The organism is Corallococcus macrosporus DSM 14697 (assembly GCF_002305895.1).
Classification (GTDB): domain Bacteria; phylum Myxococcota; class Myxococcia; order Myxococcales; family Myxococcaceae; genus Myxococcus; species Myxococcus macrosporus.
This window is the reverse complement of record NZ_CP022203.1, coordinates 6,541,392-6,565,511: the sequence shown is the minus strand read 5'-3', so window position 1 is coordinate 6,565,511 and position 24,120 is coordinate 6,541,392. Positions and strand designations below refer to the sequence as shown.

The window sequence follows — 24,120 nt, the reverse complement described above, 5'->3', positions numbered from 1 at the left end:
GCGCGCGTGCTGCTGGGTCTGCGGATTTCGAACGTGGCGGTGATCGAGGAGGTGGAGGTGGCGTTCGGAGCCGGCCTCACCGTCCTCACGGGTGAGACAGGTGCGGGCAAGTCCATCCTCGTGGATGCACTGGGCCTTTTGCTCGGAGGGCGCGCCGACGCGGATGTCATTCGCGCCGGTTGTGACGAGGCGTCCGTGGAGGGCGTCTTCGCGCGCACCCCGGCGCTGGAGGCCCGGCTGGAGGAGCTGGGGTTGCCGGACCTCGGGGAAGAGGTGCTGGTGCGCCGGGTGCTGGGACGCACCGGGCGGGGCAAGGCCTACGTCAACGGCTCGCTGGTGACGGTGGGCGTGCTGGGCAAGCTCACGCGCGGGGCGGTGGACATCGCCGGCCAGCACGAGCACGTCAGCCTCTTCGACTCAGGGCTGCACCGGGTGCTGCTGGACAGGTACGGCAACCTGGAGGAGGTGCTGGCGGCGTTCTTCCGCGAGTACACCGGCCTGCGCGAGGTGGACGCGCGCATGGAGGCGCTGGGCGGGGACGAGGCGAAGGTGCGCGAGCGCGCAGAGTTCCTGCGCTTCCAGCTGGATGAAATCACGCGGCTGGACCCGGAGGCCGGCGAGGACGCGCGGCTGGACGCGGAGCGCAAGCGGCTGGGCAGCGCGGAGAAGCTCAAGCGCCACGCCTCGGAGGCGGAGCTGCTGGTGGCCGGTGAGGAGCAGTCCGCCGTGGAGACGGTGGGGCGTGCCCTGGGGCTGCTGCACGAGTCGGTGAAGTGTGACGCCTCGCTGGCGCCGGTGGCGCAGGCGCTGAGCGCCGCGCTGTCGGAGCTGGAGGAGGCGCAGCGCGGGCTCAACCGGTACGTGGAGGGGCTGGAGTCGGACCCCTCGCGGCTGGCGGACGTGGAGGAGCGGCTGGACGCGCTCAAGCGCCTGTGCCGCAAGCACGGCACGCACCTGGAGGGCCTCTTGAAGAAGCGGGGCGAACTCGAGGTGGAGCTGGGCACGCTGGAGAACCGGAAGGAAATCCTGGAGGAGCTGGCCGCCGAGCGCCGCAAGGTGGAGGAGCGCGCCCGGAAGGCGGCCGCGGCGCTGACGCGGGCGCGCACGGCCAGCGCGGTGGCGTTCTCCGCCCTGGTGCGCGAGGGCCTGGGCCAGCTCGCCATGGGCAAGGCGGCCTTCGAGGTCCGGGTGACGCCGACGGAGCACCTGCGCCCGGACGGCGCGGATGACGTGGAGTTCTTCTTCAGCGCCAACCCCGGTGAGCCGCCGCGCGCCCTGGCGAAGGTGGCCTCCGGCGGCGAGGCGAGCCGGCTGCTGCTGGCGCTCAAGAAGGCCCTGGCCGACAGCGACGGGGGCGGGTGTTACATCCTGGACGAGGCGGACGCCGGCGTCAGCGGCGCCATCGCGGACGTGGTGGGGCGGATGATCAAGGACGTGAGCAGCCACCGTCAGGTGCTCTGCATCACCCACCTGCCGCAGGTGGCGGCCTACGCGGACGCGCACCTGCTCATCCGCAAGGGCCTCAAGGGCGAGCGCACCGTGTCGGAGGTCGTCGTGCTGGAGGCTGGGGCGGAAAGGACCCGGGAGCTGGCGCGGATGATGTCGGGCGTGGAGGTGACGCGGGAGGCCCTGGGCGCGGCGGAGGCCCTGGTGCGTTCGGCCCACCGGGCGTTGGGAACCCGCTCCCGGCGGGAGTCAGGACCGGAGGGGAGCCCCCGTGGCCGGCTCCGACGCACCGCGTGAAGTGCACTCGGTGCATCCGTGTCCTTGCCCCATGCTTGGGCCTCACATAGCATCCCGGGTGTGTCCAGCACCGCAGGGCAGACCGCGGCCTCCCGCTTGAAAATAATCTCCGCCGGCCTGACGGATGTCGGGCGTAAACGTAATCACAACGAGGACAGCTTCCTCATTGATGATGAGCTCCAGCTCTACGTCGTGGCCGACGGAATGGGCGGCCATGCGGGCGGCGGTACTGCGTCCCGCATCGCGGTGGAGACCATCGACAAGGAGATGCGCCGGGCGCGGGAAGGGAAGGACAACCCCTTCCTCTCCGTCCCGAACCTCCAGGACTCTCCGATTCCGGAGGCGCTCCGCACCGCCGTGGAGCGGGCCTGTCTGGCCATCTTCACGGCCGCGCAGGAGGACGCGCGGCTGTCCGGCATGGGCACCACCGTCATCTCCCTGGTGGTGCGCGACGAGCACGTCTTCTTCGCCCACGTGGGGGACAGCCGCGCGTACCTCATCCGCGGCGACCTCATCCAGCAGATCTCCGAGGACCACTCGCTGGTCAACGAGCAGATCAAGGCCGGGATGATTACCCCGGAAGAGGCGAAGCACTCCCGCTACAAGAACATCATCACCCGCTCCGTGGGCTTCGAAGAAGAGGTCCAGGTGGACGTCATGGGGCTGGTGTCGGAGCCCGGGGACGTCTTCCTCCTCTGTTCGGACGGCCTCGCGAACATGATGGAGGACCGGGAGATCCACGAAACGGTGGTGAAGGCGCGGACCTTCGACGAGGTCCCCAAGCGTCTCGTCGACTTCGCCAACGAGCGCGGCGGCGACGACAACATCACCGTCATCGTGGTGCGGGTGGAGGCCTGACACACCCGGAGTCTGTATGTGGCCAACAGACCTCCCTGCGGGTCTGTTGACCTTGACACTCTTGGAATGTGAGTGGTAGCTGCCCCAACGTTTCCAGCCGAAGCGAAATGCCGGTGGGCGACGAAGCGGGAGGGGTAGGCGGCGGGGGGAGGTGTTGCGCGCGAGCAAGCGACTTAGCTTGCTGCGCCAGAAGTCCCACGCAAGCAGGGGAGCTGTCCCGTGGCGAAAAAGTCCTTCACACTGATGGTGATTCCGGACCATGACGCTCCGGTCAAGCGGTACACCATCCAGCGGTCCTTCCTCACCCAGGTGGGGATGGGGCTGATGCTCGTGGTGGGACTGGGTGTGGGTGCGAGCGTCCACTACTTCCAGGTGGCCGCGGACGCCTCCGAGAATCGCATCCTCCGCGAGGAGAACCTGACGCTGCGCTCGCAGCTCAAGTCGGTGCGTGAGCGCATCGAGCACATCGGCTCCACGTTGGACCGGGTGGAGCGCTTCGACCAGAAGCTGCGCGCGGTGACGCTGCTGTCGGATCCGCAGCGCAACCTGGCCATGGGCCCGACGGAGCCCGAGGCGGGCACGACGGCGCCGGCGACGGACACGCAATTCACGCAGCTCACCTCCACGGAGACGCCCAAGGCGCTGATGGGCCGGTTGGATCGCCTGAGCGCGGAAGCCACCCGCCAGGAGCAGAGCCTCCAGGAACTGCAGGCCTACTTCCAGGACCAGAAGTCGCTGCTGGCCTCCACGCCGTCCATCTGGCCCGCGCGCGGCTGGGTGACGAGCGATTTCGGCTCGCGCCTGGACCCGTACACCGCCGACCGCGTCATGCACGGCGGCATGGACATCGCGGCGCCGCACGGCAAGGAAGTCTACGCGCCGTCGGACGGCACGGTGGTGTTCGCGGGGCTGGAGGGCGGCTACGGCAACGTGCTCGTCATCGACCACGGCTACGGCATCAAGACGCGCTACGGCCACCTGTCGAAGATGCTGGTGAAGGCTGGCGACAAGGTGAAGCGCGGCATGCACATCGCCGCCGTCGGCAACACCGGCCGCTCCACCGGTCCGCACCTCCACTACGAGGTCCGCGTCAACGGCATCGGGCAGAACCCGCGCAAGTTCATCCTCGAGGAGTAACCGGCGAGGACGCGCGACGCCTCGGCGGTGTGCCGAGGCGCTGCGCTCCGCAAGGGCGCTTTCCCGTGGAAGTCCTCCGGGCTCCGGGAGCGCATGAAGTGACGCCCCGCCAGGTGCGTTCCGCGTGGCCTCAGAGCGTCGCGGGCCCCGGGATGGCGCCATCCAGCCGGATGCTCCGGCGCTGAAGTCCCCGCGCGCGGCCGGTGCGCTCCATGACGTGGGTGCGCTCCAGCTCCGCCCACAGCAGCGGGCCCAGCACCTGCCAGTGGGAAGGCGCGTCCACCGTCAGCTCCAGCAGGCTCACCGTCCATGACGGCACGTCCGCGTCGGGTGTGCCCTCGGGCAGCACGCGGCGCACGTCCTGCGCCAGCCGCTCCCGCGTGGGCGCGGCGAGGTGCTCCTCCACCGTGAGCTGGGAGGTGGGCACCAGCAGGGCGGCGAAGGCGTCCGCGTGGATGCGCACCACCTTGGCGCCGGGGTACTGCGCGGACAGGGACTCCACGGTGGCGCGCAGCACCGCGTCCCCGGTGGGGAAGCCGAAGCGGGCGTTGACGTTGATCATCCCCTGTACGTCGGCGATGACGGCGCCCACGCGCCACCCGTCATGGTGGGCGTGCGTGGACACGTCGTACTCCTCCTTGAGGAGGTTGCCCTGGGTGAGGGCCGGCACCTGGAGCGCGCCCGTCTTGGCGTCCGGCTGGCCGCGCCGGGCCTGCTCCGCCTGGACGAGCACCTCCACGGCGGCCTGCACCGGGGCCTGGGGGCTGCGGGTGAGCACCCAGGGGTTCAGGGCGATGAGGGCGGTGGCCGTGGCGTCGTCGAGCGGGTAGGGCATTGCGCTCCTTGTGTAGCGCGTCCGCCGCCAGGGCGCAGGGCCTCACTTCATCTTGTGCGCGGTGACGGTGACTTCATCCCGGTCATGGTAGAGCTGGCGGACGGTGAGGCCCTCCCAGCCGCCCTCCTGGACGAGCGTGTGGCGCACGCGAAGGAGGAGGGGGTTCTTGTCCTTCATGGGCAGCTTGATGTTGGCCACCAGGTGCCGGGCCCAGCCGCGGCGCCCCCACTTGGCCAGCAGCTGCGCCACCTCCAGGGGGCGCCACGCCATGTCGCAGAAGAGCCAGTCGGCCGGCTCGTCGGGCGCATAGGCGAAGGCGCTCTCCTGGACGTGCTTCACGCGCGGATTTCCCGTCAGCTCCGGCATCAGCCGGGCCGGGTCCACCGCCACCACCTTCGCGCCGCGGCTCACCAGCCGCTGCGTCCACCCGCCCGGCGCCGCGCCCAGGTCCACGCAGACGTCGCCGCGTCCGGGCTCGAAGGCCAGGCCGTCCAGCGCCTCCTCCAGCTTCATGGCCGCGCGCGAGGGCGCATCGCCCGCCCGCCGCATCCGCCTGCGTCCGCCCGCCGCCAGGGACAGGGCCTCGCGCGCTTGCACCGCGCCCACCACCGTCACGTCGTCCGGCGCCACGCACAGGGCCACCAGCAGGGCACCGGCCTCGCGCGCCCGCTGGGCATCCTCGACGCGCCGCTCCAGCGGCAGCAGTGCGCCCACGGCGGACTCCAGCGCGTCGGCGATGGGCGCCAGGGCGTTGCCGCGAGGTGTGTCGGGCGTGAAGGCCTGGACGACCCACGGGGCCCGGTCGCGGAGCGCCAGCACGGCCTGGGCCGCGGCCCCGGCCACGGCTTCGGGGGCGGTGGCCGTCAGCGTGGCCACGACGGCGTAACCCGCGCGCGCGAAGGCCGGAGGTGGCCCGGCGACGGCGTCGCTCTCCACCAGGGCCTCGCCCAGGAGGCGCGGCTGGGCGCCGGCCCACTCCAGCTCCTCGAAGAGGTGGGGCTCGAAGCCCGCGCGGCACGTCCACAGCCAGCGCCCGGGCCGGGCGGCCAGCGTCCGGGCCGGCAGGGATGGGACCTTCGCCCGAGGAGGGACTCTGGGGGCGGGCGGCGCGGCGTGTGCAGGAGGCTTGCCCCCTGGGGCAGGGCCCTGGCGGTTGACGGGCGCACCGGGGCGCCCGGGGCGGCGGGGGGGAGGGCGTCGTGAAGGCCGGGAGGGGCCTCGGCGTTGATTTCGTGTGGGGGACATTGCGTGGGCCGGGTTCCGCTTTACTCTGAGCCGCTGCGTGGTGGGCGGCCTGCCGGGTGGAAGTTTCGGCGGACGCACGTGGTTTCCATACGTTTCTCCCTTACACCTCCAGGGATTTCCCTTCACTCGCCGCCGTCCTTCGAGGATTCTCCGGCGAGAGAGCCGACCGAATGATCGAATGGACGCTAAAGAAACTGATTGGGACCAAGAACGAGCGTGAGCTGAAGAAGGCTCACGCGAAGGTCGCCCGAGTCAACGAGCTGGAAACCCGCATGCGGGCCCTCAAGGACGAGGACTTCGTCTCCGAGACGAACCGCATGCGGCAGGAAATCCAGAATGGCCGCTCCCTGGACGACCTGCTCTTCGAGGCCTTCGCCCTCACCCGCGAGGCGGCGCGCCGAGTCATCGGCCAGCGCCACTACGACGTGCAGCTCATCGGCGGCATGTTCCTCCACGAGGGCTGCATCGCGGAGATGCGCACCGGTGAAGGCAAGACGCTGACGGCGACGCTGCCCACCTACCTCAACGCGCTGTCCGGCCGGGGCGTCCACGTCGTCACGGTGAACGACTACCTCGCCCGCCGTGACGCCGAGTGGATGGGGCGCGTCTACCGCTTCCTGGGCATGACGACGGGCTGCGTGCTGCACGAGCTGAACGACAAGCAGCGCCAGGAGTCGTACCGCGCGGACATCACCTACGGCCAGAACAACGAGTTCGGCTTCGACTACCTGCGCGACAACATGAAGTTCCGCCTGCAGGACTACGTCCAGCGCGAGCTGAACTTCGCCATCGTCGACGAGGTGGACTCCATCCTCATCGACGAGGCCCGCACCCCGCTCATCATCTCCGGTCCCACCGAGGACAGCACCGACAAGTACTACCGGGTGGACCAGGTCATCCCCGGGCTGGTGCCGGACCAGGACTACACCCTGGATGAGAAGCACCGCTCCGTGTCCCTCACGGATGACGGCATCGAGAAGCTCCAGAAGCGGCTGGGCGTGGGCAACCTGTACGACCCGGGCGAAATCGAGACGCTGCACCACGTGGACCAGGCCCTGCGCGCGCACACGCTCTACAAGCGCGACAAGGACTACGTGGTGAAGGACGGCGAGGTCGTCATCGTCGACGAGTTCACCGGCCGCCAGATGCCCGGCCGCCGCTGGTCCGACGGCCTGCACCAGGCCATCGAGGCCAAGGAAGGCGTGAAGATCGAGAACGAGAACCAGACGCTGGCGACCGTCTCCTTCCAGAACTACTTCCGCATGTACTCCAAGCTGGCCGGCATGACGGGCACGGCGGACACGGAGGCGGAGGAGTTCGCGAAAATCTACAACCTCGACGTGCGCGTCATCCCCACCAACCGTCCGCCCATCCGCAAGGACCTGCAGGACGTGGTGTACAAGACGGAGCGCGAGAAGTTCGAGGCCGTGGCCGCGGAGATTGAAGAGCTCCACAAGAACGGCCAGCCGGTGCTGGTGGGCACGGTGTCCATCGCCAAGAGCGAGGTGGTGGCCAGCTTCCTCAAGAAGCGCGGAATCCCCCACAACGTCCTCAACGCCAAGCAGCACCAGCGCGAGGCGGACATCGTCGCGCAGGCCGGCCGCAAGGGCGCCGTCACCATCTCCACCAACATGGCCGGCCGCGGGACGGACATCCTCCTGGGCGGCAACGCGGAGGTCCTGGCCAAGGCGGCCATGGGCCCGCCGCCCGAGCCGCCCACCACGGCCCCGGAAGGGCAGCCGCTGGACCTGACGGCCTACGAGCAGGAGCTGGCCGCGTGGGAGCAGAAGTTCGCCGACACCAAGGCGAAGCTCGAGGAGCAGACGAAGAAGGAGCGCGAGGAGGTCCACAACGCCGGCGGCCTCTTCATCATCGGCACCGAGCGGCACGAATCCCGCCGCGTGGACAACCAGCTCCGTGGCCGCGCCGGCCGCCAGGGTGACCCGGGTGGCAGCCGCTTCTTCCTGTCGCTCGAGGACGACCTGATGCGCATCTTCGGGTCCGAGCGCATCCAGGGCCTGATGGAGCGGCTGGGCATGGAGGAGGGCGAGGTCATCGAGCACGTGTGGCTGTCACGTGCCATCGAGGGCGCCCAGAAGCGGGTCGAAGGCCACAACTTCGACATCCGCAAGAACCTCCTCGAGTACGACGACGTGATGAACCAGCAGCGGCGCACCATCTACAAGCTGCGCCGCCAGGTGCTGGCCTCCGGCGCCGGCATCCCGCTGGTGGAGTACGAGGAGGACCCGAAGACGCGCGTGAAGACGCGCTCCGAGCGGACCCTGAGCTGGGCGGACTTCCGGGAGATGGTCCTGGACGCGGTGGAGGACGTCATCGTGTCCCTCACCGACACCTACGCGCCCACCCGCGGCGTGGAGGGCTGGGACATCGCCGCGCTCCAGCAGGGCGTGAAGGAGACCTTCAACCTCGAGATGAACTTCGAGGGCGTGGGCAACCGCGAGGAGCTCCAGGAGCACATCTACAAGGCGGCGGAGAAGGTCTTCCAGGCGCGCGAGGAGGAGTTCGGCGAGAACTTCATGCGCTTCCTCCAGTACAACTACCTGGCGACCATCGACCGGCTCTGGAAGGACCACCTGCTGGCCATGGACCACCTGCGCCAGGGCATTGGCCTGCGCGGCTACGGCCAGAAGGACCCGAAGCAGGAGTACAAGAAGGAGGGCTACCAGGGCTTCATCCAGATGCTCTCCGCCATCAAGGCGCAGTTCGTCACCCAGCTCATGCACGTGCAGCCCCGCTCCGCCTCCAGCGCGGCGGAGGAGGCCGCCCGCATCCAGCGCCAGCTCGCGCAGCAGCAGAAGAAGGCGGTGGAGGGGCGCGCCACGGCGGAAGGCAAGCTGGATGAGGGCTCGGTGGCGCAGGCGGCCCGTCCGGCGGCGGCCAGCAAGCCGGCGGTGGGCCGCAACGACCCCTGCCCCTGCGGCAGCGGCCGGAAGTACAAGAAGTGCCACGGGGCCTCGGAGGCCAGCGTCTAGGACGCGGGCAGCCTGACGGACGCACCGTGCAGGACGCCGGCGCGGCGCCAACCCGGGAGGGGAGGCCCCGCGCCGGTGCCGTTCCAGCCCGGCCCAGGGGCTGGCTGGGACGGCGGCAGGGCGGGGGAGCGGCACGCGCCGTCCCTGCCCGGACGGGCGGTGCGGCGAAGCTTGCGCGGCCCGGAGGGGTTCTGTTAAGGACCCCCCGCCCCACGGTATGGGGTCGGGGGTGGTTCACCCCAGGCAGCACCCACTACACACACGTCCGTGCCGGTCGCCGGTGCCTCCGTGGGTGGGGGCCTCTCCTCGCGGAGAGGGACTCCTCCTCCGGGCGTTTCGGCCGGAAGGTTTGCTCGGGCGTGGCGGAACAACCGGAGAGACGACATGGAAACGCAGGACACGCAGACGCAGCAGCAGGCGATGGCCGCCGCCGGTGGCATCACGATGAGGCAGCTCCTGGAGGCCGGTGTTCACTTCGGCCACCAGACGAAGCGCTGGAACCCGAAGATGAAGCCCTTCATCTTCGGCGCCCGCAACGGCATCTACATCATCGACCTCCAGAAGACGGTCGTGCTGGCCCGCTCGGCGTTCCGCTTCGTGGCGGACATCACCGCGCGCGGTGGCTCGGTGCTCTTCGTCGGCACCAAGAAGCAGGCGCAGGACGTGGTCCGCGAGGAGGCTGCGCGCGCCGGCCAGTTCTTCGTCACCAGCCGCTGGCTGGGTGGCACGCTGACCAACTTCAAGACCATCAAGCAGGGCATCGACCGCCTGAAGACGCTGGAGAAGATGGCCGAGGACGGCACCTTCGAGCGCCTGCCCAAGAAGGAAGTCGCCCAGCTCGAGCGTGAGCGCGAGAAGCTGGAGAAGAACCTGGGCGGCGTGAAGGAGATGAACAAGCTGCCCCGCTGCGTCTTCGTCATCGACCCGAAGAAGGAGCACATCGCCATCCACGAGGCCGGCCGCCTGGGCATCCCGGTCATCGGTCTGGTGGACACCAACTGCGATCCGGACGGCATCGACTTCGTCATCCCTGGCAACGACGACGCCATCCGCTCCATCAAGCTCTTCACCTCGAAGATCGCCGAGTCCTGCCTCGAGGGCGCCGCGCGTTACCGCGCCTCGGGCGCCGCCGAGCGCGACGAGCAGGAGGAGCGCGAGGGCCGTGACGACCGTGGCGACCGCCGTGATGACCGCCGGGGTCCGCGCCGTGGCGACCGCCGCGACGACCGTCGTGACCGTGGCGGTGACCGTGGCGGCGACCGCCGTGGTCCCCTCGTCGAGATGAAGGGCGCGGCCCCTGTCGCCGCCGAGCCGGCCGCCGAGGCCGCTCCCGAGGGTGAGGCGGCGGCCGAGTAGCCGTCCCTTTCCTCACGTCAGTGCCGAAGCGGCCGGGTGGCGAGCGTTTGCCAGCTCCCCGGCCGCCTCTGTTTCCCTGGTACGCAGTATCCCCCTGAACTTGCAATGCTCCGTCCGGCGCGGCGCGCCCATGGGTGGCGGAGGCAGGAGACGACAATGGCCGAAGTAAGCGCCCAGATGGTGAAGGAACTCCGCGAGCGGACCAACGCGGGCATGATGGACTGCAAGAAGGCGCTCTCCGAGTCCGGTGGCGACTTCGCCAAGGCCGAGGAGTGGCTGCGCAAGAAGGGCATCGCCAAGTCCGCTGGCAAGGAAGGCCGCGTCGCCGCCGAGGGCGTCGTCGGCACCTACGTCCACGGTGGCCGCATCGGCGTCATCGTCGAGGTGAACTGCGAGACGGACTTCGTCGCCCGCAACCCCGACTTCCAGGAGCTGGTGAAGGACGTGGCCATGCAGATCGCCGCGGCCAACCCCAAGTTCGTCCGCCGTGAGGAGGTCCCCACGGACAACCTGGACAAGGAGAAGGACATCCAGCGGGAGATCCTGAAGCAGCAGGGCAAGCCCGAGGCGATGCTGGAGAAGATCCTCGTCGGGAAGATGGAGAAGTACTACGAGGGCGTCTGCCTCGTGGACCAGCTCTGGGTGAAGGACGACAAGAAGAAGGTCGGCGAGATGATCTCCGAGCGCGCCGCGAAGATTGGCGAGAAGGTCTCCGTGCGCCGCTTCGTCCGCTACGAGGTGGGTGAGGGCATCGAGAAGAAGAAGGACGACCTCGCCGCTGAAGTCGCCAAGACGCTGGGCCAGGCGTAAGGCCTCCGCGGTCCCCCTGGGGCCGCGAGCCTGGACGCAGGGCTGACAAGGGCCGCGCGCCCCGGAGAGCGCCCCACACGGGGCGTCCGGGCGACGCGGCCCTCGCTTTTGCGGGTCCGATTGGCCCCTCCCCGGGCGACCGCCAGCGGACGATGCGGGGTGGGCCCACCGACTCCAGCGTTGATCCCTCGCGGAGCGGGGGATAGAAGCGATGGCGCATGTCCTCCGACACGAAGAAGCCGCTCCCGTATAAGCGCATCCTCCTCAAGCTCTCGGGCGAGGCCCTGATGGGGGAGGGGAAGTACGGCATCCATCCGCCCACGCTGATGGGCATCGCCGAGGAAGTCATCGAGCTGTCGCAGGCCGGGGTGGAGGTGGCCCTGGTGATTGGCGGCGGCAACATCTTCCGGGGCGTCGCGGGCGCCACGGAGGGCATGGACCGCGCCAGCGCCGACTACATGGGCATGCTGGCCACCTGCATCAACTCCATGGCCATGCAGGACGCGCTGGAGAAGAAGGGCCTGCACACGCGCGTGCTGTCCGCCATCAAGATGGAGCAGATCGCCGAGCCGTACATCCGCCGGCGCGCGGTGCGCCACCTGGAGAAGGGCCGCGTCGTGATTTTCGCGGCGGGCACCGGCAACCCGTACTTCACCACGGACACCGCCGCCTCCCTCCGCGCCATGGAAATCAACGCGGAGGTCATCCTCAAGGCGACCAAGGTGGACGGGGTGTACAGCGCGGACCCGAAGAAGGACCCCAACGCGCGGCGCTATCGGTCGCTGACGTACATGGACGTGTTGAAGCAGAATCTCAACGTCATGGACTCCACGGCCATCTCGCTGTGCATGGACAACAAGCTGCCCATCATCGTGTTCGACCTGACGCAGCGGGGCAACATCCGCCGCGCGGTGTTGGGTGACGGGGACATTGGTACGTTGGTGGGTGGCAGCGAGACGGTCTGGGCCTGAGCCCCGACCCACCGGCAAGCACTCAAGGAGAGAACGCAATGAGTGGAGACGTCGTCGCCGAACTGAAGGGCCGTATCGACAAGTCGCTCGAGGGCCTGCGCACGGACCTGACGAAGGTCCGCACGGGCCGCGCCAGCATCGCCATCCTGGATGGCGTCCGGGTGGACTACTACGGCACGCCGACGCCGCTGTCCGGCGTGGCCAGCGTCAACGCGCCCGAGCCCCGGCTCATCACCATCAAGCCGTGGGAGAAGAGCGTCCTCAAGGACATCGAGAAGGCGCTGCGCGAGGCGAACCTGGGCATCAACCCGATGAACGACGGCGAGATGATTCGCCTGCCCTTCCCGCCGCTCACCGAGGAGCGCCGCAAGGACATCGCCAAGCAGGTGAAGACCAAGGGCGAGGAGTTCAAGGTCGCCATCCGCAACCTCCGCCGCGACGCGAACGAGGCGCTGAAGACGCAGCTCAAGGACAAGAAGATCACCGAGGACGACCACAAGCGCATCACCGAGACGGTGCAGAAGCAGACCGACGCGGGCATCGCGCAGGTGGATGAAATCGTGAAGAAGAAGGAGAAGGAGGTCATGGAGGTTTGATGTCCTCCATCGTCCTCGCCGAGCCCTCCGCACCGGTGGCGGGCGCTCTTCGCCGCTATCTGGAAGCCGCCGGTCATGAAGTGTCCTGGGTGAGCAGCGTCGACGAGGCGCTGCGCACCGTGCGGGAGCGCGCGCCCACTGTCCTGATGGCGTCCGGAACGGGCGCGCTGGACGGTGAGGCGCTGTGCCGGAGTGTGCGGGCCGAAGGCCTGTCCGCGCCGGTGCTGCTGCTGTACTCGCCGGACGAGGAGCACGCGGACACGCGTGCGGCCGAGGCTGGCGCGGACGGGTGCCTGGTGGGGCCGTTGAAGCGCCCCACGGTGCTGACGTGCGTGTCGCTGCTCATGCAGCGCGAGGAGGCCCTGCGGCGGGCGGGGGCTGTGTCCGCGCGGCCGCCGCCTCCTCCACTCGATGCGGTGGCGCAGGCGGACGGGCCGCCGCCGCTGCCTGGCGTGTTGGGCGGGCGGATGGTTCCGCCTCCACCGCCGCTCGACGACGTGGACGCCCCTGTTGGGAGCGCGGAGGCGCAAGCCGTGCCGCCACCGCCGCCGGCAGAGGCAGCAGTGGGCGCCGCCGGGGGCGCGGAGGCGCAAGCCGTGCCGCCACCGCCGCCGGCAGAGGCAGCAGCGGGCGCCGCCGGGGGCGCGGAGGCGCAGGAAGGCATCCCGGGTGAGGCGCGTGCTCCGGCGCTGGTGGCGCCGACGTCGGAGGTTCCGCCGCCGTTGCCCGTGCGGCGCGGAGCGGAGTCCGCGTCACTCCCGCCCGAGCTGGGCGAAGAACCCATTACGTCGCCTTCCTCCGAGGCCGGCAGCACGGCCTTGGATGCGGCGGCAGCGGCCGCCTCGGCCTACGATGCGACCGCGTCGCTTGCCTCGGGCAGCACGGCCCAGGCCGCGGGCGTCGCGACGACCCCGGGCGGTACGGCCCAGGACACAGTGCCTGTTCCGGGCAGCGCGGGCCAGGCCGCGGACGCGGTGTCGACTCCCGTCGCTGCGCCGGCGCAGGTGTCCGACGAAGACGACCTGCCACTGCTCCACGCGGAGCCGGAGGCCGACGAGCCTTCGGACGCGGTGACGTCGTCCGAGGCCCAGGCTCAGCCGCCAGCGATGCATGCCGAGGCGGCCCTCGCTTCGACAGGGGCCATTGCGGAGCCGACGTCTGCGCAACCAGTCCAGGCAGAGGCTGGCGCGGCTGCGGAGCCCGCGGGCGCGAGCCCCTTGCCCACGGCGGCGCCGGGAGCCGACAGCACCCCGGCGCCAGCCCCCAGCGCACCGCCTTCCGTGCCCGGGGCCCGGCACTCCGGCTCATTCCCGGCGCTCGCGCTCACGCCGGGAGCCGAGGGCCGCCGCATCAGCCGGTCCGACCTGCCGTCTGTCGGCTCCACCCCGGACTTCGAGTTCCTCAAGCGGCTGATGTTGATGGAAGTGAAGCGCAGCCGGCGCTACCGCTACCCCATCGCCGTGCTGCTGGTGGACATCGACAAGTTCGAAGAGAAGGCCGCCTCGCTGGCCCCCAACGCGCGGAAGCTCGCGCTCGCCGAGGCACTGGGCCTGCTCGTGTCCGGCGTGCGCGACATCGACGTGGCTGTGCCCTTCGCGGACAGCCGCTTCGTCGTCTTCCTCCCGCACACGCCGCGCTCCGGCGCGCTGATTGTGGGCCAGCGCCTGCGCGAGCTCATCAAGTCGCTGAAGGCCTTCGAGGGCGCCAGCGCCTCCGTGGGCGTCGCCGTCTCCGAGCCCCCGCCGGGCCGCGGGCCGGTGGCGGGCGCCCTGGCGCAGGTCAGCTTCGGCAGCCTCCTCAAGGAGGCCGGCGAGGCCCTGCGCCGCGCACAGGCCGCGGGCGGTGACTGGGTGGAAGCCGCGAGCGGAAGGACTCAGCCGGGGTAGACGAAGTCCGCCCCGGTGAGGTCGCGGATGACGTCCGCGACGAACGACAGCAGCTCCAGGCCCCGGCCCTTGTCGTCCTTCCAGGTGCCGGTGGCCGCGTCGTAGTCGAAGTGGATGCCCTGGCCCCGGCCCGCCACCCAGACCTGCCGCACGGCGCGCTGGGTGTTGACGATGCACTTCTCCCGCGAGGCCGCGGTGAGCGTCACCATGTCGCCGGTGCTGTCGGCTTCCAGGATGTCGGGGTCGATTCCATCCGCCGCGGCGAGGATGCGCTTGAACGCGGCGGATACGAGCTGGTTGTAGCGAGCTTCGTCCATCATGGCCGTGACGGCCTCACTGAATGACGTCGAGCACCTGCTGGCCAGGAGCGGCGTAGAACAGGAACTTGAACGGCGGCGAGGACTCCCCCTCGGCGCGCTCCAAGCCGATGACGGTGCCCGGGTTGACGGGCTTGGGGAAGGACTGCATGCCGAGCAGGTGGGCCGCCAGGGCGCCCATGGACGGCTGGTGCCCCACGAGGACGAGGTTCTCGTCGGCGAACTCGTTGAGCACCGGCTCCACCGCGCCCACGGGCATGTCCGGCAGCAGGCAGCGGTGCACCTTCAGCGGGCCCTCGAACCTGGCGGCGATGGAGAGGAGCTGCGCCGTCTGCACCGTGCGCACCAGCGGGCTGGTCAGGATGCGCCCCACCGGGCCGATTCGTGCGGCCAGCGAAGCGAAGTGTTGGGCGGTGCTGGTGCGGGCCTTCGCGGTGAGGGCGCGTGCCTCGTCACCGAGACCCTCGGGGATCTCCGCGTCCGCATCGCCGTGCCTAACCAGGAAAAGCCTCAAATTCCCTCCACCGCTTTCGACAGAACCGCGGTTCGTACACGAGCGCGGCGGGGTTGGTCAAAGGTAATGCGGCGATTGTTCAGTGGCCGGAACAACCCCACCATGACAGACAGAGGCGGGACGCCTCTCACCGCCCAGGTTGCCGGAGCATACACGGGGGGCTGACATGTCCCGTCAGGAGGAAGCGCGTGCGCAAGGTGCTGTGGGGAGTGTGGGTGCTCATGGCCTTCTCGGCCTGCAAGAAACCCGAGGACACCTCCGCGCCGCCCGCCGGGGCGGTGGGCGAGCGGGCTCCCGGGGCCCCTGACAGCGCAGTGGAGAGCGGCCCCTACACGGTGACGAAGGCGAAGCTGGACGCGTACGTGGGCTACCAGCGCCGCATGCTGGACGTGTACGGCACGCTCATGAAGGGCCTGCAGAACCTGGGCGCGCTGGTGGACGCCGGCACGCCGGAGGCCATGGCGTCGGCGCGCGAGGGGCTGAAGGTGGTGGAGGCCAAGTCCAAGGCGGAGGCCGAGGCGCGCCGGGAGGCCAACCTCTCCGAGGTGGACGTCAATGGCATCGCCGAGGTCGTCACCGCCGTCATCAGCCAGCGGCAGTTGGGGCGCACGCTCCAGTACGAAGAGGAGCTGAAGAAGCTGGAGGCGCTGCAGGCGAAGCTGCCGCCCGAGCAGCAGCAGGGCATGGCGTCCCAGGTGGCGTCGATGCGCGCCCAGGTGGAGGCCTTCCAGACGCTGTCCGACGCCCGCCGCGATTACGGCGACGCGAACGTGGACGTCGTCCTCACGCGCGAGGAGGACCTCATCCAGAACTATCAGGAGATGATTCGCGTCTTCACCGGCACGCGCCGGTGAAGACGGGCACGGCCTCCGCGCCTCAGACGCGCTTGAGGTGCGGCGCCTGCTTGAAGAGCTGCGCCAGGTAGACGTCGGCGACCTTCTCCATGGCGGTGTTGCCGCGCAGGCGCTGCCGGAGGTTGACGAAGTCCACCTGGTCCAGCCGCTGGTCCTGGTTGTAGCAGGAGAAGACCCACGTCTCCTTGCCCGTCACCGGGTCCACGTGCCGCTGGAGGCACTGGGCGCAGATCTCCTTCATCATGCACTGCATCGGCGAGTTGATGGAGCCGATGGCCTCGTGGCCCGGCTTGAGGTGCGGCTGGAGCACGCCGTGCCGCGCCTCGGCCACCGCGCGCATCATCCCATCCGAGCCGATGGCGATGATGCGGTCCACGTCCGCCAGGGAGATGACGGGCGCCGGACCCAGCCTGCCCTCCGCGTAGGCCACCATCGCCTGCACCACGTTGCCCCGGAACGCCGCGTCCTGCGGACGGCGCGGCTCAATCGTGTCCCCGGTGTCCACGGACCACACAATCTGGTCCGTGCCGGCCTCGATTTCGTCGTGCTTGAAGGAGTCCGTCTTCTGCCGGTAGCCGGCGAAGTACACGACGCGGCAGCCGGCCGCCTTCAGCGAGCGGGCGATGGAGAAGAGCACCGCGTTGCCCAGGCCGCCGCCCACGAGCACCACCGTCTCGTTGTGGCCAATCTCCGTGGGCGCGCCGGTGGGCCCCATCAGCACCACGGGCTCGCCGGGCTTGAGCGCGGCGCACAGGCGCGAGGACGAGCCCATCTCCAGCACGATGGTGCCCATCAGCCCCTTCTCCTTGTCCACCCAGGCGCCGGTGAGGGCCAGGCCCTCCATGGTGAGGCGCACGCCGTCCACCACGGGCGCGTTCCGTTCGAAGTTCTGCAGCCGGTAGAACTGGCCGGGGGCGAAGTGGCTGGCCGCGAAGGGCGCGCGCACCACCACCTCGACGATGGTCGGCGTCAGCCGGTTGACGGCCACCACGGTCGCGTTGAACGCCTCATCCAGCGTCGCGAAGTGCGCGGCGCGGCGCGCGTCCCGCGCGGCCTGGGCCACCTCGTCCGTGAAGTCGAGCGCGGCGACCTCCCGGGCGTACAGCCGCGCCACCTGCGGGTGGCCGTCCTTCGCGCTGGCCATGGCCTTCACCACGTTGCCCGCGTAGGTCGGGTGGTTGTCGCCGTAGAAGGAGATGAAGCGGCCGTCCTGCTGGTACGACGTGAAGAAGCCCGTCTTCGCCGCCGGGTCCTCCTTCGCCGTCACGGGCGCCAGCGAGAAGCCGCCTTCGGTCTCCACCAGCTCGTGGCTCTGGAAGTATTCGCCGCGCGCGTCGAGCTGGAAGGTGCCCGGGTATTCCTTTTCGTACGTGACGTTGGGGGCGGTTCCCGCCGCGACGCACACCGTGCGCGCGGGCAGCTCGAAGAACTGGCCGCTGCCCTTGAGCTTGCCGTCCACCGTCACCATGCGCTCGAAGCGGATGGCGCGCACCGCGCCAGCGGTGTCAGGCAGGGCCTCCACCGGGCTCATGCGCTCGATGAAGCGGATGCCTTCCTCCAGCGCCTTCGTCACCTCCTCGTGGTTGAGGCGGTAGGCGGGGGACTCCGTGAGGCTGCGGCGATAGACGAGGCTGACGCCGCCCCACGCGCGCACCAGCTTGATGAAGTCCGGGGCGCGGCCCTGCGCCTGGGCCTGCTCGCGCTCCTCGCGCACCGCGCGGCCGTGCTCCAGGAAGGTCTGCCAGGTGGCGCGCTCCTCGGCGTCGAGCCGGGCCAGCACGGCCTCCTCGCCCACCTGGGACACCAGCTTCTCGTGGCGGGCGAGCGCCTTCTCCACCTGCACCGGGTAGTACGCCATCAGCTCCGTGGCGGTGTCGATGCCGGTGAGGCCGCCGCCGATGACGATGGCGGGCAACTGCACCTGGAGGTTGGCCAGCGAGTCCCGCTTGAACGCGCCGGTGAGCTGGAGCGCCATCAGGAAGTCACTGGCCTTGCGGATGCCCCGGATGAGGTTGTTCTTCATCCCGATGATGGTCGGGCGGCCCGCGCCGGCGGCGATGGCGATGTGGTCGAAGCCCAGCGCCCACGCGTCCTCCACCGTGAGGGTGCCACCGAAGCGCACGCCACCGTAGATGCGGAAGCCCTCGCGGCGCGCCAGCGTGAGGTGGATGAGCGTGAGGAAGTTCTTGTCCCAGCGCACGGTGATTCCGTACTCGGACACGCCGCCGAAGCCCTCCAGGATGCGCTCGTCCAGCTCGCTGGTCAGCGCGGACCAGTCGCGGATGGGCTTGAGCGCGTGGCCGTTGCGGCCCACGAGCGCGTCCGGGAAGGGCTCGATCTTGAGGCCGTCCACGCCGGTGACGCCGAAGCCCTCGTTGAGCAGGTAGTGGGACAGCGTGTAGCCCGCGGGCCCCAGGCCCACCACCAGCACGTTGCGGCCCACGTAGGGCAGCGCGTACGGACGGCGGACGTTGAGCGGGTTCCACCGCGTGAGCAGGCCGTAGATTTCAAAGCCCCACGGCAGGCTCAGCACGTCCGTGAGCGTGGCCGTCTCCGCCAACGGGATGTTCACCGGCTCCTGCTTCTGGAAGATGCAGGCCTTCATGCAGTCATTGCAGATGCGGTGACCGGTGCCGGGGCACATCGGGTTGTCGAGCGTCACCATGGCCAGCGCGGCCACGGCGTTGCCCTCGCGCTTGAGCAGGTGCGCCTCGGAGATGCGCTCGTCCAGCGGGCATCCGTTGAGGGGGATGCCCAGCGGGTTCTTCTTGTAGTGGTGCCCCTCGGCCACCGGGTCCTTCGCGGGGAAGCCCTTGGTGCACGAGTCCTTCTGCCGCTCGTGGCAGAGCACGCAGTAGTCCACCTCGTTCATCACGTCGCGCGGGGTGCCCCGGCGGTCGGTGAGCTTGAAGCCGTCACGGTGGCGGAGGTGATGCGCCAGGCCCTCGGTGGCCTCGGGCAACGCGTTGTCCGGCCGCTGGAGCTGGACGAGCTGGTCGAACACCAGTGGCTTGGGAACCCGGTGCGTGGGCCAGGCGTGGAAGAGGTCCTTCGTCTCCGGGTGCAGCGCCCGGGCATAGGTCCAGCGGTCGGCCAGCGACAGCAGCGCGCGCACGGACTGGAGCTCCGCGGCGTCATCGCCCTGCGTGACGAGGCTGGAGCCGAAGGCGTCCTTGCCCTCGGGCGTGGTCAGCAGCACCTCGCGCAGCGCGCTCCACCGGGCCCGCAGGGCCTCCGCTTCGCCCCGCCGCTCGGCGGGCAGCGTGTTGGAGAAGACGCGCTCCAGGTCCATCAATGAGAGGACCGACTCCGCCAGGCCCCGCTCCACGTCTCCGGTGGCCAGCGCCTCGGGAAAGCCAAGCTGGAGCAGCAGCCGCATGCGCGCGTCCAGCGAAGGGAACTCGGCCAGCGTCGGGCGGTCCGCGGCGCCCTTCTTGAAGACGCGTCGGGTGATGAACTCGCGCTTGAAGTCGAAGAGCGGCAGCTCGCCCTTGAGGCCGCCGGACAGGCGCTCCAGCTCCTGCTCCACGCGGAAGAGCCGCGTCACGAAGTGTGAGACGTGGCGCGCCACGCGGATGAGAAGGTCCGACTCCGCGGCTCCGGAGAGGCTCGTGCCGCCTGACGCGCGGTAGGCGTCGAAGGCCTGGGCGAGCTCGGGCGCGTCCTCGGCGAGCTGCGCGTCGAAGCGCTCCGCGAGCCTGCGCAGACCGGCGGGGCGGTACAGGTCCTCGAAGGTGAAGCCCGGCAGGCCCAGGTTCAGAGAATGGGTGGGGTCGGAGGGCAGGTCGGTCAAGGCTCGCATGTCACGCACAGTGTGGGGGGAACCTGGGAAAACGGCGCCCAAGGGTGACCTATTTCTTTCGCGGTGCGCAGCCCGGAAATCACGCGGGCCTGTCACAGGAGGTGCGAGCGTGCACTGACAGGCAGGGGGGGCGGAGATGCACGCCTACACAGTCGCGGTTCTGCCTACTGCTGGCCATGCGGCCCGCCTTCGGGCAGCGAGTCACGGAGGGTCGGCAGCGATACGCGTTCGAGGCGCCGACGCAGCCGCAGCAACCCCCAGAACATGCGCGCCGCGTCGAGCCCGGGGGTGACCTTGGAGCCTCCGAAGTCCTCCCAGTCGATGGGGACCTCCAGGAAGCGCGCGCCCTGGCGCTTCAGCAGCACCAGCAGCTCCACGTCCAGCAGCCAGCGCTGCTCCTGGAGCACGTCCAGCAGCGGCCGCAGCAGGTCGGCACGGACGAACTTCACGCCACATTGGGTGTCATAGAAGTGCAGCTTGAAGTTCGCGTCCGTCAGCGTGGCGAAGATGCGGCCCTGGAGGTGCCGGTGGAGGTTCCGCACCACGCGGCGGCCCGCCATGAGGATGCGCGAGCCCGCGAGCACGTCCACGTTCTTCGCCGTGCCGGAAGCACTCAGCTCCACCAGCCGGTGGAACTCCTCCGCGTTGATGGCGCCATCCGCGTCCAGGAAGGCCAGCCAGGTGACGCCCGCCGATGCATGCCGCCAGCCGAGCCGGATGGCCGAGCCCTTGCCCTGGTTGCGAGGCGCCGCCACGTAGGTGAACTGGTGCGGCGAGGCCTTGCTGGTGAGGCGGGCCTGGGCCTCGTTCACGCTCGCGCGTTGAAGCTCGGCGTGCTCCGGCGCGCTGCCATCGTCGACGACGACGAACTCCACCGGCGGGGCGCTCCGTTCAAGGAACACGCGCGTGAGCTCCGCGACGAAGCGCGGCAATCGCTGGCCCTCGTTGTAGGCGGGGATGACGACGCTGACAGAGGGCGCTTGCACGAGCGCGATTGAGCACAGGTGCGGACGGGCCGTCAATGCGAGCCGTCGGCGGGGCGCCCGCCGCGTGCCGCTCACGCAACGGAAGTTCGAGCCCGAGGTCCTGTCGCGCGCCGTGCGCCCGAGGCATCCCTGGGCGCCGGCGCCTTCGCGCGCCTCGGAGAGCTGGCGCTAGCGGGACTTCTTGTCGCGGCGCTTCTTCTGCCCGGAGGTACTCCGGCGCGGTGCGTTCCCCGTCTGGGAGGGCGCTGGGCCTGGGGCCGCGGCCTTCGTCGTGCGCGCAGGCTGGCCCGGAGCTGGCGCACCCACGACGGTCGCTGGTGCCTCCGTGCGCGCCGGGGGCTTCGCTCGCGCTTTCGCGGCCTGCGTACCGGAAGCCTGGGGTGAAGCCACTTCCGTCGAGGCCGGACTTGCCGCGGGCCGCGGCCGGGCCGAGGGCCGGGCGTCACGCGGCCTGGGCAGCACGGTGTCTCCCGCCGGCGCTGTCGCAGCGGCCTCCGGGGGGGCCGGTGGCTTCATGGCCAGAGGTTCCACACCCGGTTCATTCCGTGGTGCGCGCTCCTGCTGCGCCGCCGCGCCGGCGGCCTGGCGGGCCCGGAGCTCCTCCACCTCGCGCCGCAGGCGCAGCACCTCGGCGGAGAGCTGTGCGTAGGAGTCACGCACGTGGCCGTTGAACACGCGCTGCCGGCCAAGCGCCTCGTTGATGAACACCTGGCACGACTTGCGGAAGGCCCACTTGGCCAGCAGCACGGCCTGCCCCAGGCCGCCCCGGTGGGTGTGCAAGGGGAGGGCACGCGTGGCGTCCGCGTTCTCCTCCAGCGCGTGCAGGTTGAAGGTCAGCGGCTCCACCCGGGGCTCCACGCCTTCCGGGGGCAGCTCGACCTCCTCCGAGGTGGGGAGGCCGCGCGTGCGCAGGCGCTCCTCGATGCGGGCAATCAGCTCCCGCGCGGGGATGTCCCGTCCCAACAGCTTCATTGGCGCTTCTCCTCGAGGATGCGTTGCATTTCTTCCCGGTAGGCCGCGACCACCTGGGGCCAGCCCTGCTTCTTCACGTACGCCAGGCCCCGCTTGCCCATGGGCTCACGCTCGGAGCCCACCTCGCGCAGGCCCTGGACGAACGACGCCAGGTCCGTGTACGCGCGGCCCGCGCCGCTGCGCTCCACCTGGCCCACCAGCACGTCCGAGCGCCCATTCACCAGCACCGGCGTCCCCTGGGCGAAGGACTCCAGCGTCAGCAGCGACAGGCTCTCGTAGCGGGAGGGCACCACCACCGCCAGCGCGCCCGCCAGCGCGTCGTGCTTGTCCTGCTCGCTGATGCGGCCCAGGTAGCGCACGCCCTCGCCGGACAGCTCCATGTTGGTGTCACCCGCGAGCACCAGGTCCGGCGCGTCCTCGAAGCGCTCCTTCAGCGCCTGGTGGTACTCCAGCAGCTCGGGCACGCCTTTGCCGGGCTCCTGCCGGCCGATGTACAGCAGGTAGTGCCGGTGGAGGCCGTGCTTCTCCTTGAAGCGCGAGCCGTCCGCCCGCGGCCGGTCCACGCCCACGCCCACCACGCGCGTGCGCGCGTGATTCGGGAAGCACTTCTCGATGAGCGTGTGCTCCTCCGGCGTGAGGCAGAGCAGGGCGCGCGGGCGCTCGAACACGTCCCGGTACACGCCGAAGCGGACGGGGGCTTCGTCATGCGTGGTGGGCACCAGCAGGGCCCGGTCCGCCACCAGCGGCAGTCCCCACACCGTGGGCGCGTAGAGGTAGGTGAAGAAGAGGTAGCCGTCGTAGGCGTCGCGCTCGGTGGCCAGGTGATTCAGCAGGCCCGGGCACAGGGGGCCCTGTTCGGCCACCCACTGCTCCTCGCGGAGCCGCTCGTTGCGCTTGTCGAACACCTGCCGCGACAGCCCGTTGAAGCCGCGGATGTTGCGCGTGCGCGCCGACGGGAAGCGCAGCACCTTGATGCCGTCCACGACGTCCGGGCCGGGCGGGAACGCGTTGTCCCACTCGAGGTGGTTCTTCGCGCAGGTCGTCAGCACGGTGAGGTCCCAGTGCGGGGCCAGGTGCTCGGCCATCTGCGCGGCGAGCTTCTCCGCGCCGCCCGTCACCTCGCCGTAGCGCTGCACCACCAGCGCCACCCGGGGCCGCTGGGGCGCCTTCCGGGGCCTGGGCGCCGCGGGGCGGGGGAGCACCGTCTCCAGCGCCTTCGCGAAGGCGGCCTGCGCGGAGGGCGCGGAGAAGTGCTCCAGGCGCCGCGTCTGGCCGGCGATGACGGGCTCTCGCAGGGACAGGTCCTCGCTCAGGTCCACCGCCAGCTCCGCGAGGAAGGCGAAGCGCTTCTGGTCGAACGCCACGCCCGCGCCGCCCAGCGTCTCCGGCACCGCCGCCGCCGCGTAGGCCAGCACGGGCACCTCCGCGGCCATGGCTTCGATGAGCGGGACGCCGAAGCCCTCGTGCTCGCTCATGGAGACGAACAGGGAGGCGGAGCGGTACGCGGCCACGAGCTGCGCGTGGGTGAGCCGGCCCAGGAAGCTCACGCCGCGCAGGTCGCGCGCCTCGCGCTGGAGCATGCGGAAGTAGCGGCTGCCGGGCTCGTAGCCGCCCACCATCAGCAGGCGCGCCTGGGGACGCAGCCGCAGCACTTCGCGGTGGAGCGCGAGCAGGTCCTCGAAGCGCTTGTGCGGCATCACCCGGCTCACGCCCAGCAGCACGGGCCCCGGGCCGGCGAGCCGCTGGAGCAGCTTCGCGTCCGCGCTGGCGCGGGAGAAGCGCTCCGGCTCGATGAAGAGGGGCACCGTGTGGACGTTGCGGTGGCCCGCGACGCGCAGCTCGGCGGCGTTGAAGTCCGACACGCCGATGGCCACCTCCGTGAAGGGGGCCATCGCGGCGAGCTGGGCCCGGCCGGCCACGAGCGCGTCCGCCAGGGGCAGCCCTTCGTAGAAGCGCGCGGGGCTGATGTTGTGGAAGACGACGCCGCGCCGGCAGGGCAGGTGCATCAGCCGGCTGCTGAGCGGGGAGGCGATGCCGTGGTGGTAGAGGACCAGGTCACCGGGCTCGGGCCGCAGTCTGGCCGCGGGCTGGGCCAGCCCTTCGAGCCCCGGCCCCACCTCGTCCGCGTACAGCGCGCCCGCATGCCCCAGGCGTCGCAGCAGGAGCTGCAGGTGCAGCGCGGCCTGCCCGGTGGCGTCGCCGGGGACGAAGCTCGGTATCAACTGGTGGATCGCCATGCGGGCCC

Annotated in this window: 18 protein-coding genes; 10 read left to right on the top strand and 8 right to left on the bottom strand. The window is 70.4% G+C overall.

The window, feature by feature from the left end; translation table 11 throughout:
- Window positions 1–6: 6 nt before the first annotated feature.
- The 3 genes from recN (at window position 7) to MYMAC_RS26255 (ending at window position 3,738) form a co-directional block, all read left to right on the top strand.
- The gene (recN, locus tag MYMAC_RS26265) at window positions 7–1,743 is read left to right on the top strand and encodes a DNA repair protein RecN (RefSeq protein ID WP_013941870.1); all 1,737 of its coding nucleotides are present in this window, start codon (window positions 7–9) and stop codon (window positions 1,741–1,743) included.
- A 60-nt stretch (window positions 1,744–1,803) separates the two neighbouring features.
- Window positions 1,804–2,601: a Stp1/IreP family PP2C-type Ser/Thr phosphatase gene (locus tag MYMAC_RS26260; protein WP_043711993.1), complete on the top strand. Its 798-nt coding sequence runs from the start codon at window positions 1,804–1,806 to the stop codon at window positions 2,599–2,601.
- 219 nt (window positions 2,602–2,820) lie between these two features.
- A complete protein-coding gene (locus MYMAC_RS26255) occupies window positions 2,821–3,738 on the top strand; it encodes a peptidoglycan DD-metalloendopeptidase family protein (protein ID WP_043711991.1) in 918 nt (305 codons plus the stop codon).
- A gap of 130 nt (window positions 3,739–3,868) precedes the next feature.
- Here MYMAC_RS26255 and MYMAC_RS26250 read toward each other — a convergent pair whose 3' ends face one another.
- Together MYMAC_RS26250 and MYMAC_RS26245 are read right to left on the bottom strand one after the other, a co-directional pair.
- Window positions 3,869–4,573, bottom strand: a complete 705-nt coding sequence (locus tag MYMAC_RS26250) for a nucleotidyl cyclase domain-containing protein (RefSeq protein ID WP_095960073.1) — start codon at window positions 4,571–4,573, stop codon at window positions 3,869–3,871.
- 42 nt (window positions 4,574–4,615) lie between these two features.
- A complete protein-coding gene (locus MYMAC_RS26245; RefSeq protein WP_095961694.1) occupies window positions 4,616–5,638 on the bottom strand; it encodes a 23S rRNA (cytidine(2498)-2'-O)-methyltransferase RlmM in 1,023 nt (340 codons plus the stop codon).
- Window positions 5,639–5,988: 350 nt separating this feature from the next.
- On the opposite strand from MYMAC_RS26245, the gene secA reads away from it, so the two are divergent.
- The 6 genes from secA to MYMAC_RS26215 all read left to right on the top strand — a co-directional run bounded on the left by secA (window position 5,989) and on the right by MYMAC_RS26215 (window position 14,430).
- Window positions 5,989–8,811, top strand: coding sequence for a preprotein translocase subunit SecA (gene secA / locus MYMAC_RS26240; RefSeq protein WP_095960072.1), 2,823 nt, complete (start codon window positions 5,989–5,991; stop codon window positions 8,809–8,811).
- A gap of 384 nt (window positions 8,812–9,195) precedes the next feature.
- Window positions 9,196–10,167: a 30S ribosomal protein S2 gene (rpsB, locus tag MYMAC_RS26235; protein ID WP_013941864.1), complete on the top strand. Its 972-nt coding sequence runs from the start codon at window positions 9,196–9,198 to the stop codon at window positions 10,165–10,167.
- Window positions 10,168–10,323: 156 nt separating this feature from the next.
- Entirely contained in the window at window positions 10,324–10,977 is a 654-nt protein-coding gene (gene tsf / locus MYMAC_RS26230; protein WP_013941863.1) for a translation elongation factor Ts, read from the top strand.
- A gap of 218 nt (window positions 10,978–11,195) precedes the next feature.
- On the top strand, window positions 11,196–11,948 hold the full coding sequence (gene pyrH / locus MYMAC_RS26225) for a UMP kinase (RefSeq protein WP_013941862.1): 753 nt from the start codon (window positions 11,196–11,198) through the stop codon (window positions 11,946–11,948).
- Window positions 11,949–11,986: 38 nt separating this feature from the next.
- The gene (gene frr / locus MYMAC_RS26220; protein ID WP_095960071.1) at window positions 11,987–12,544 is read left to right on the top strand and encodes a ribosome recycling factor; all 558 of its coding nucleotides are present in this window, start codon (window positions 11,987–11,989) and stop codon (window positions 12,542–12,544) included.
- On the top strand, window positions 12,544–14,430 hold the full coding sequence (locus MYMAC_RS26215; RefSeq protein WP_095960070.1) for a diguanylate cyclase: 1,887 nt from the start codon (window positions 12,544–12,546) through the stop codon (window positions 14,428–14,430). Before frr ends, MYMAC_RS26215 begins: the two co-directional genes overlap by 1 nt.
- Here the strand turns inward: MYMAC_RS26215 and cyaY are convergent.
- Complete coding sequence (gene cyaY, locus MYMAC_RS26210; protein ID WP_095960069.1) at window positions 14,418–14,750, bottom strand: iron donor protein CyaY; 333 nt, start codon at window positions 14,748–14,750, stop codon at window positions 14,418–14,420. The genes MYMAC_RS26215 and cyaY overlap by 13 nt on opposite strands.
- A 13-nt stretch (window positions 14,751–14,763) precedes the next feature.
- On the bottom strand, window positions 14,764–15,261 hold the full coding sequence (locus tag MYMAC_RS26205; protein ID WP_013941858.1) for a SixA phosphatase family protein: 498 nt from the start codon (window positions 15,259–15,261) through the stop codon (window positions 14,764–14,766).
- Between the two features lie 188 nt (window positions 15,262–15,449).
- Between MYMAC_RS26205 and MYMAC_RS26200 the strand changes: the two genes are divergently transcribed.
- Window positions 15,450–16,115: a hypothetical protein gene (locus tag MYMAC_RS26200; protein WP_170114773.1), complete on the top strand. Its 666-nt coding sequence runs from the start codon at window positions 15,450–15,452 to the stop codon at window positions 16,113–16,115.
- A gap of 22 nt (window positions 16,116–16,137) precedes the next feature.
- On the opposite strand, the gene MYMAC_RS26195 is transcribed toward MYMAC_RS26200, so the two are convergent.
- The 4 genes from MYMAC_RS26195 to MYMAC_RS26180 all read right to left on the bottom strand — a co-directional run bounded on the left by MYMAC_RS26195 (window position 16,138) and on the right by MYMAC_RS26180 (window position 24,112).
- Window positions 16,138–19,917, bottom strand: a complete 3,780-nt coding sequence (locus MYMAC_RS26195) for an FAD-dependent oxidoreductase (protein ID WP_095960068.1) — start codon at window positions 19,915–19,917, stop codon at window positions 16,138–16,140.
- A 164-nt stretch (window positions 19,918–20,081) separates the two neighbouring features.
- Complete coding sequence (locus MYMAC_RS26190; RefSeq protein WP_095960067.1) at window positions 20,082–20,903, bottom strand: dolichyl-phosphate beta-glucosyltransferase; 822 nt, start codon at window positions 20,901–20,903, stop codon at window positions 20,082–20,084.
- A gap of 168 nt (window positions 20,904–21,071) precedes the next feature.
- Window positions 21,072–21,875, bottom strand: a complete 804-nt coding sequence (locus MYMAC_RS26185) for a hypothetical protein (protein WP_095960066.1) — start codon at window positions 21,873–21,875, stop codon at window positions 21,072–21,074.
- On the bottom strand, window positions 21,872–24,112 hold the full coding sequence (locus MYMAC_RS26180) for a glycosyltransferase family 4 protein (RefSeq protein ID WP_095960065.1): 2,241 nt from the start codon (window positions 24,110–24,112) through the stop codon (window positions 21,872–21,874). Before MYMAC_RS26180 ends, MYMAC_RS26185 begins: the two co-directional genes overlap by 4 nt.
- Window positions 24,113–24,120 lie beyond the last annotated feature (8 nt).

Coding starts and splice junctions, on each gene's coding strand:
- pyrH (WP_013941862.1), top strand. CDS start 11,196: ATGTCCTCCGACACGAAGAAGCCGCTCCCGTATAAGCGCATCCTCCTC.
- MYMAC_RS26215 (WP_095960070.1), top strand. CDS start 12,544: ATGTCCTCCATCGTCCTCGCCGAGCCCTCCGCACCGGTGGCGGGCGCT.
- cyaY (WP_095960069.1), bottom strand. CDS start 14,750: ATGATGGACGAAGCTCGCTACAACCAGCTCGTATCCGCCGCGTTCAAG.
- MYMAC_RS26250 (WP_095960073.1), bottom strand. CDS start 4,573: ATGCCCTACCCGCTCGACGACGCCACGGCCACCGCCCTCATCGCCCTG.
- secA (WP_095960072.1), top strand. CDS start 5,989: ATGATCGAATGGACGCTAAAGAAACTGATTGGGACCAAGAACGAGCGT.
- MYMAC_RS26180 (WP_095960065.1), bottom strand. CDS start 24,112: ATGGCGATCCACCAGTTGATACCGAGCTTCGTCCCCGGCGACGCCACC.
- MYMAC_RS26195 (WP_095960068.1), bottom strand. CDS start 19,917: ATGCGAGCCTTGACCGACCTGCCCTCCGACCCCACCCATTCTCTGAAC.
- tsf (WP_013941863.1), top strand. CDS start 10,324: ATGGCCGAAGTAAGCGCCCAGATGGTGAAGGAACTCCGCGAGCGGACC.
- frr (WP_095960071.1), top strand. CDS start 11,987: ATGAGTGGAGACGTCGTCGCCGAACTGAAGGGCCGTATCGACAAGTCG.
- rpsB (WP_013941864.1), top strand. CDS start 9,196: ATGGAAACGCAGGACACGCAGACGCAGCAGCAGGCGATGGCCGCCGCC.
- MYMAC_RS26185 (WP_095960066.1), bottom strand. CDS start 21,875: ATGAAGCTGTTGGGACGGGACATCCCCGCGCGGGAGCTGATTGCCCGC.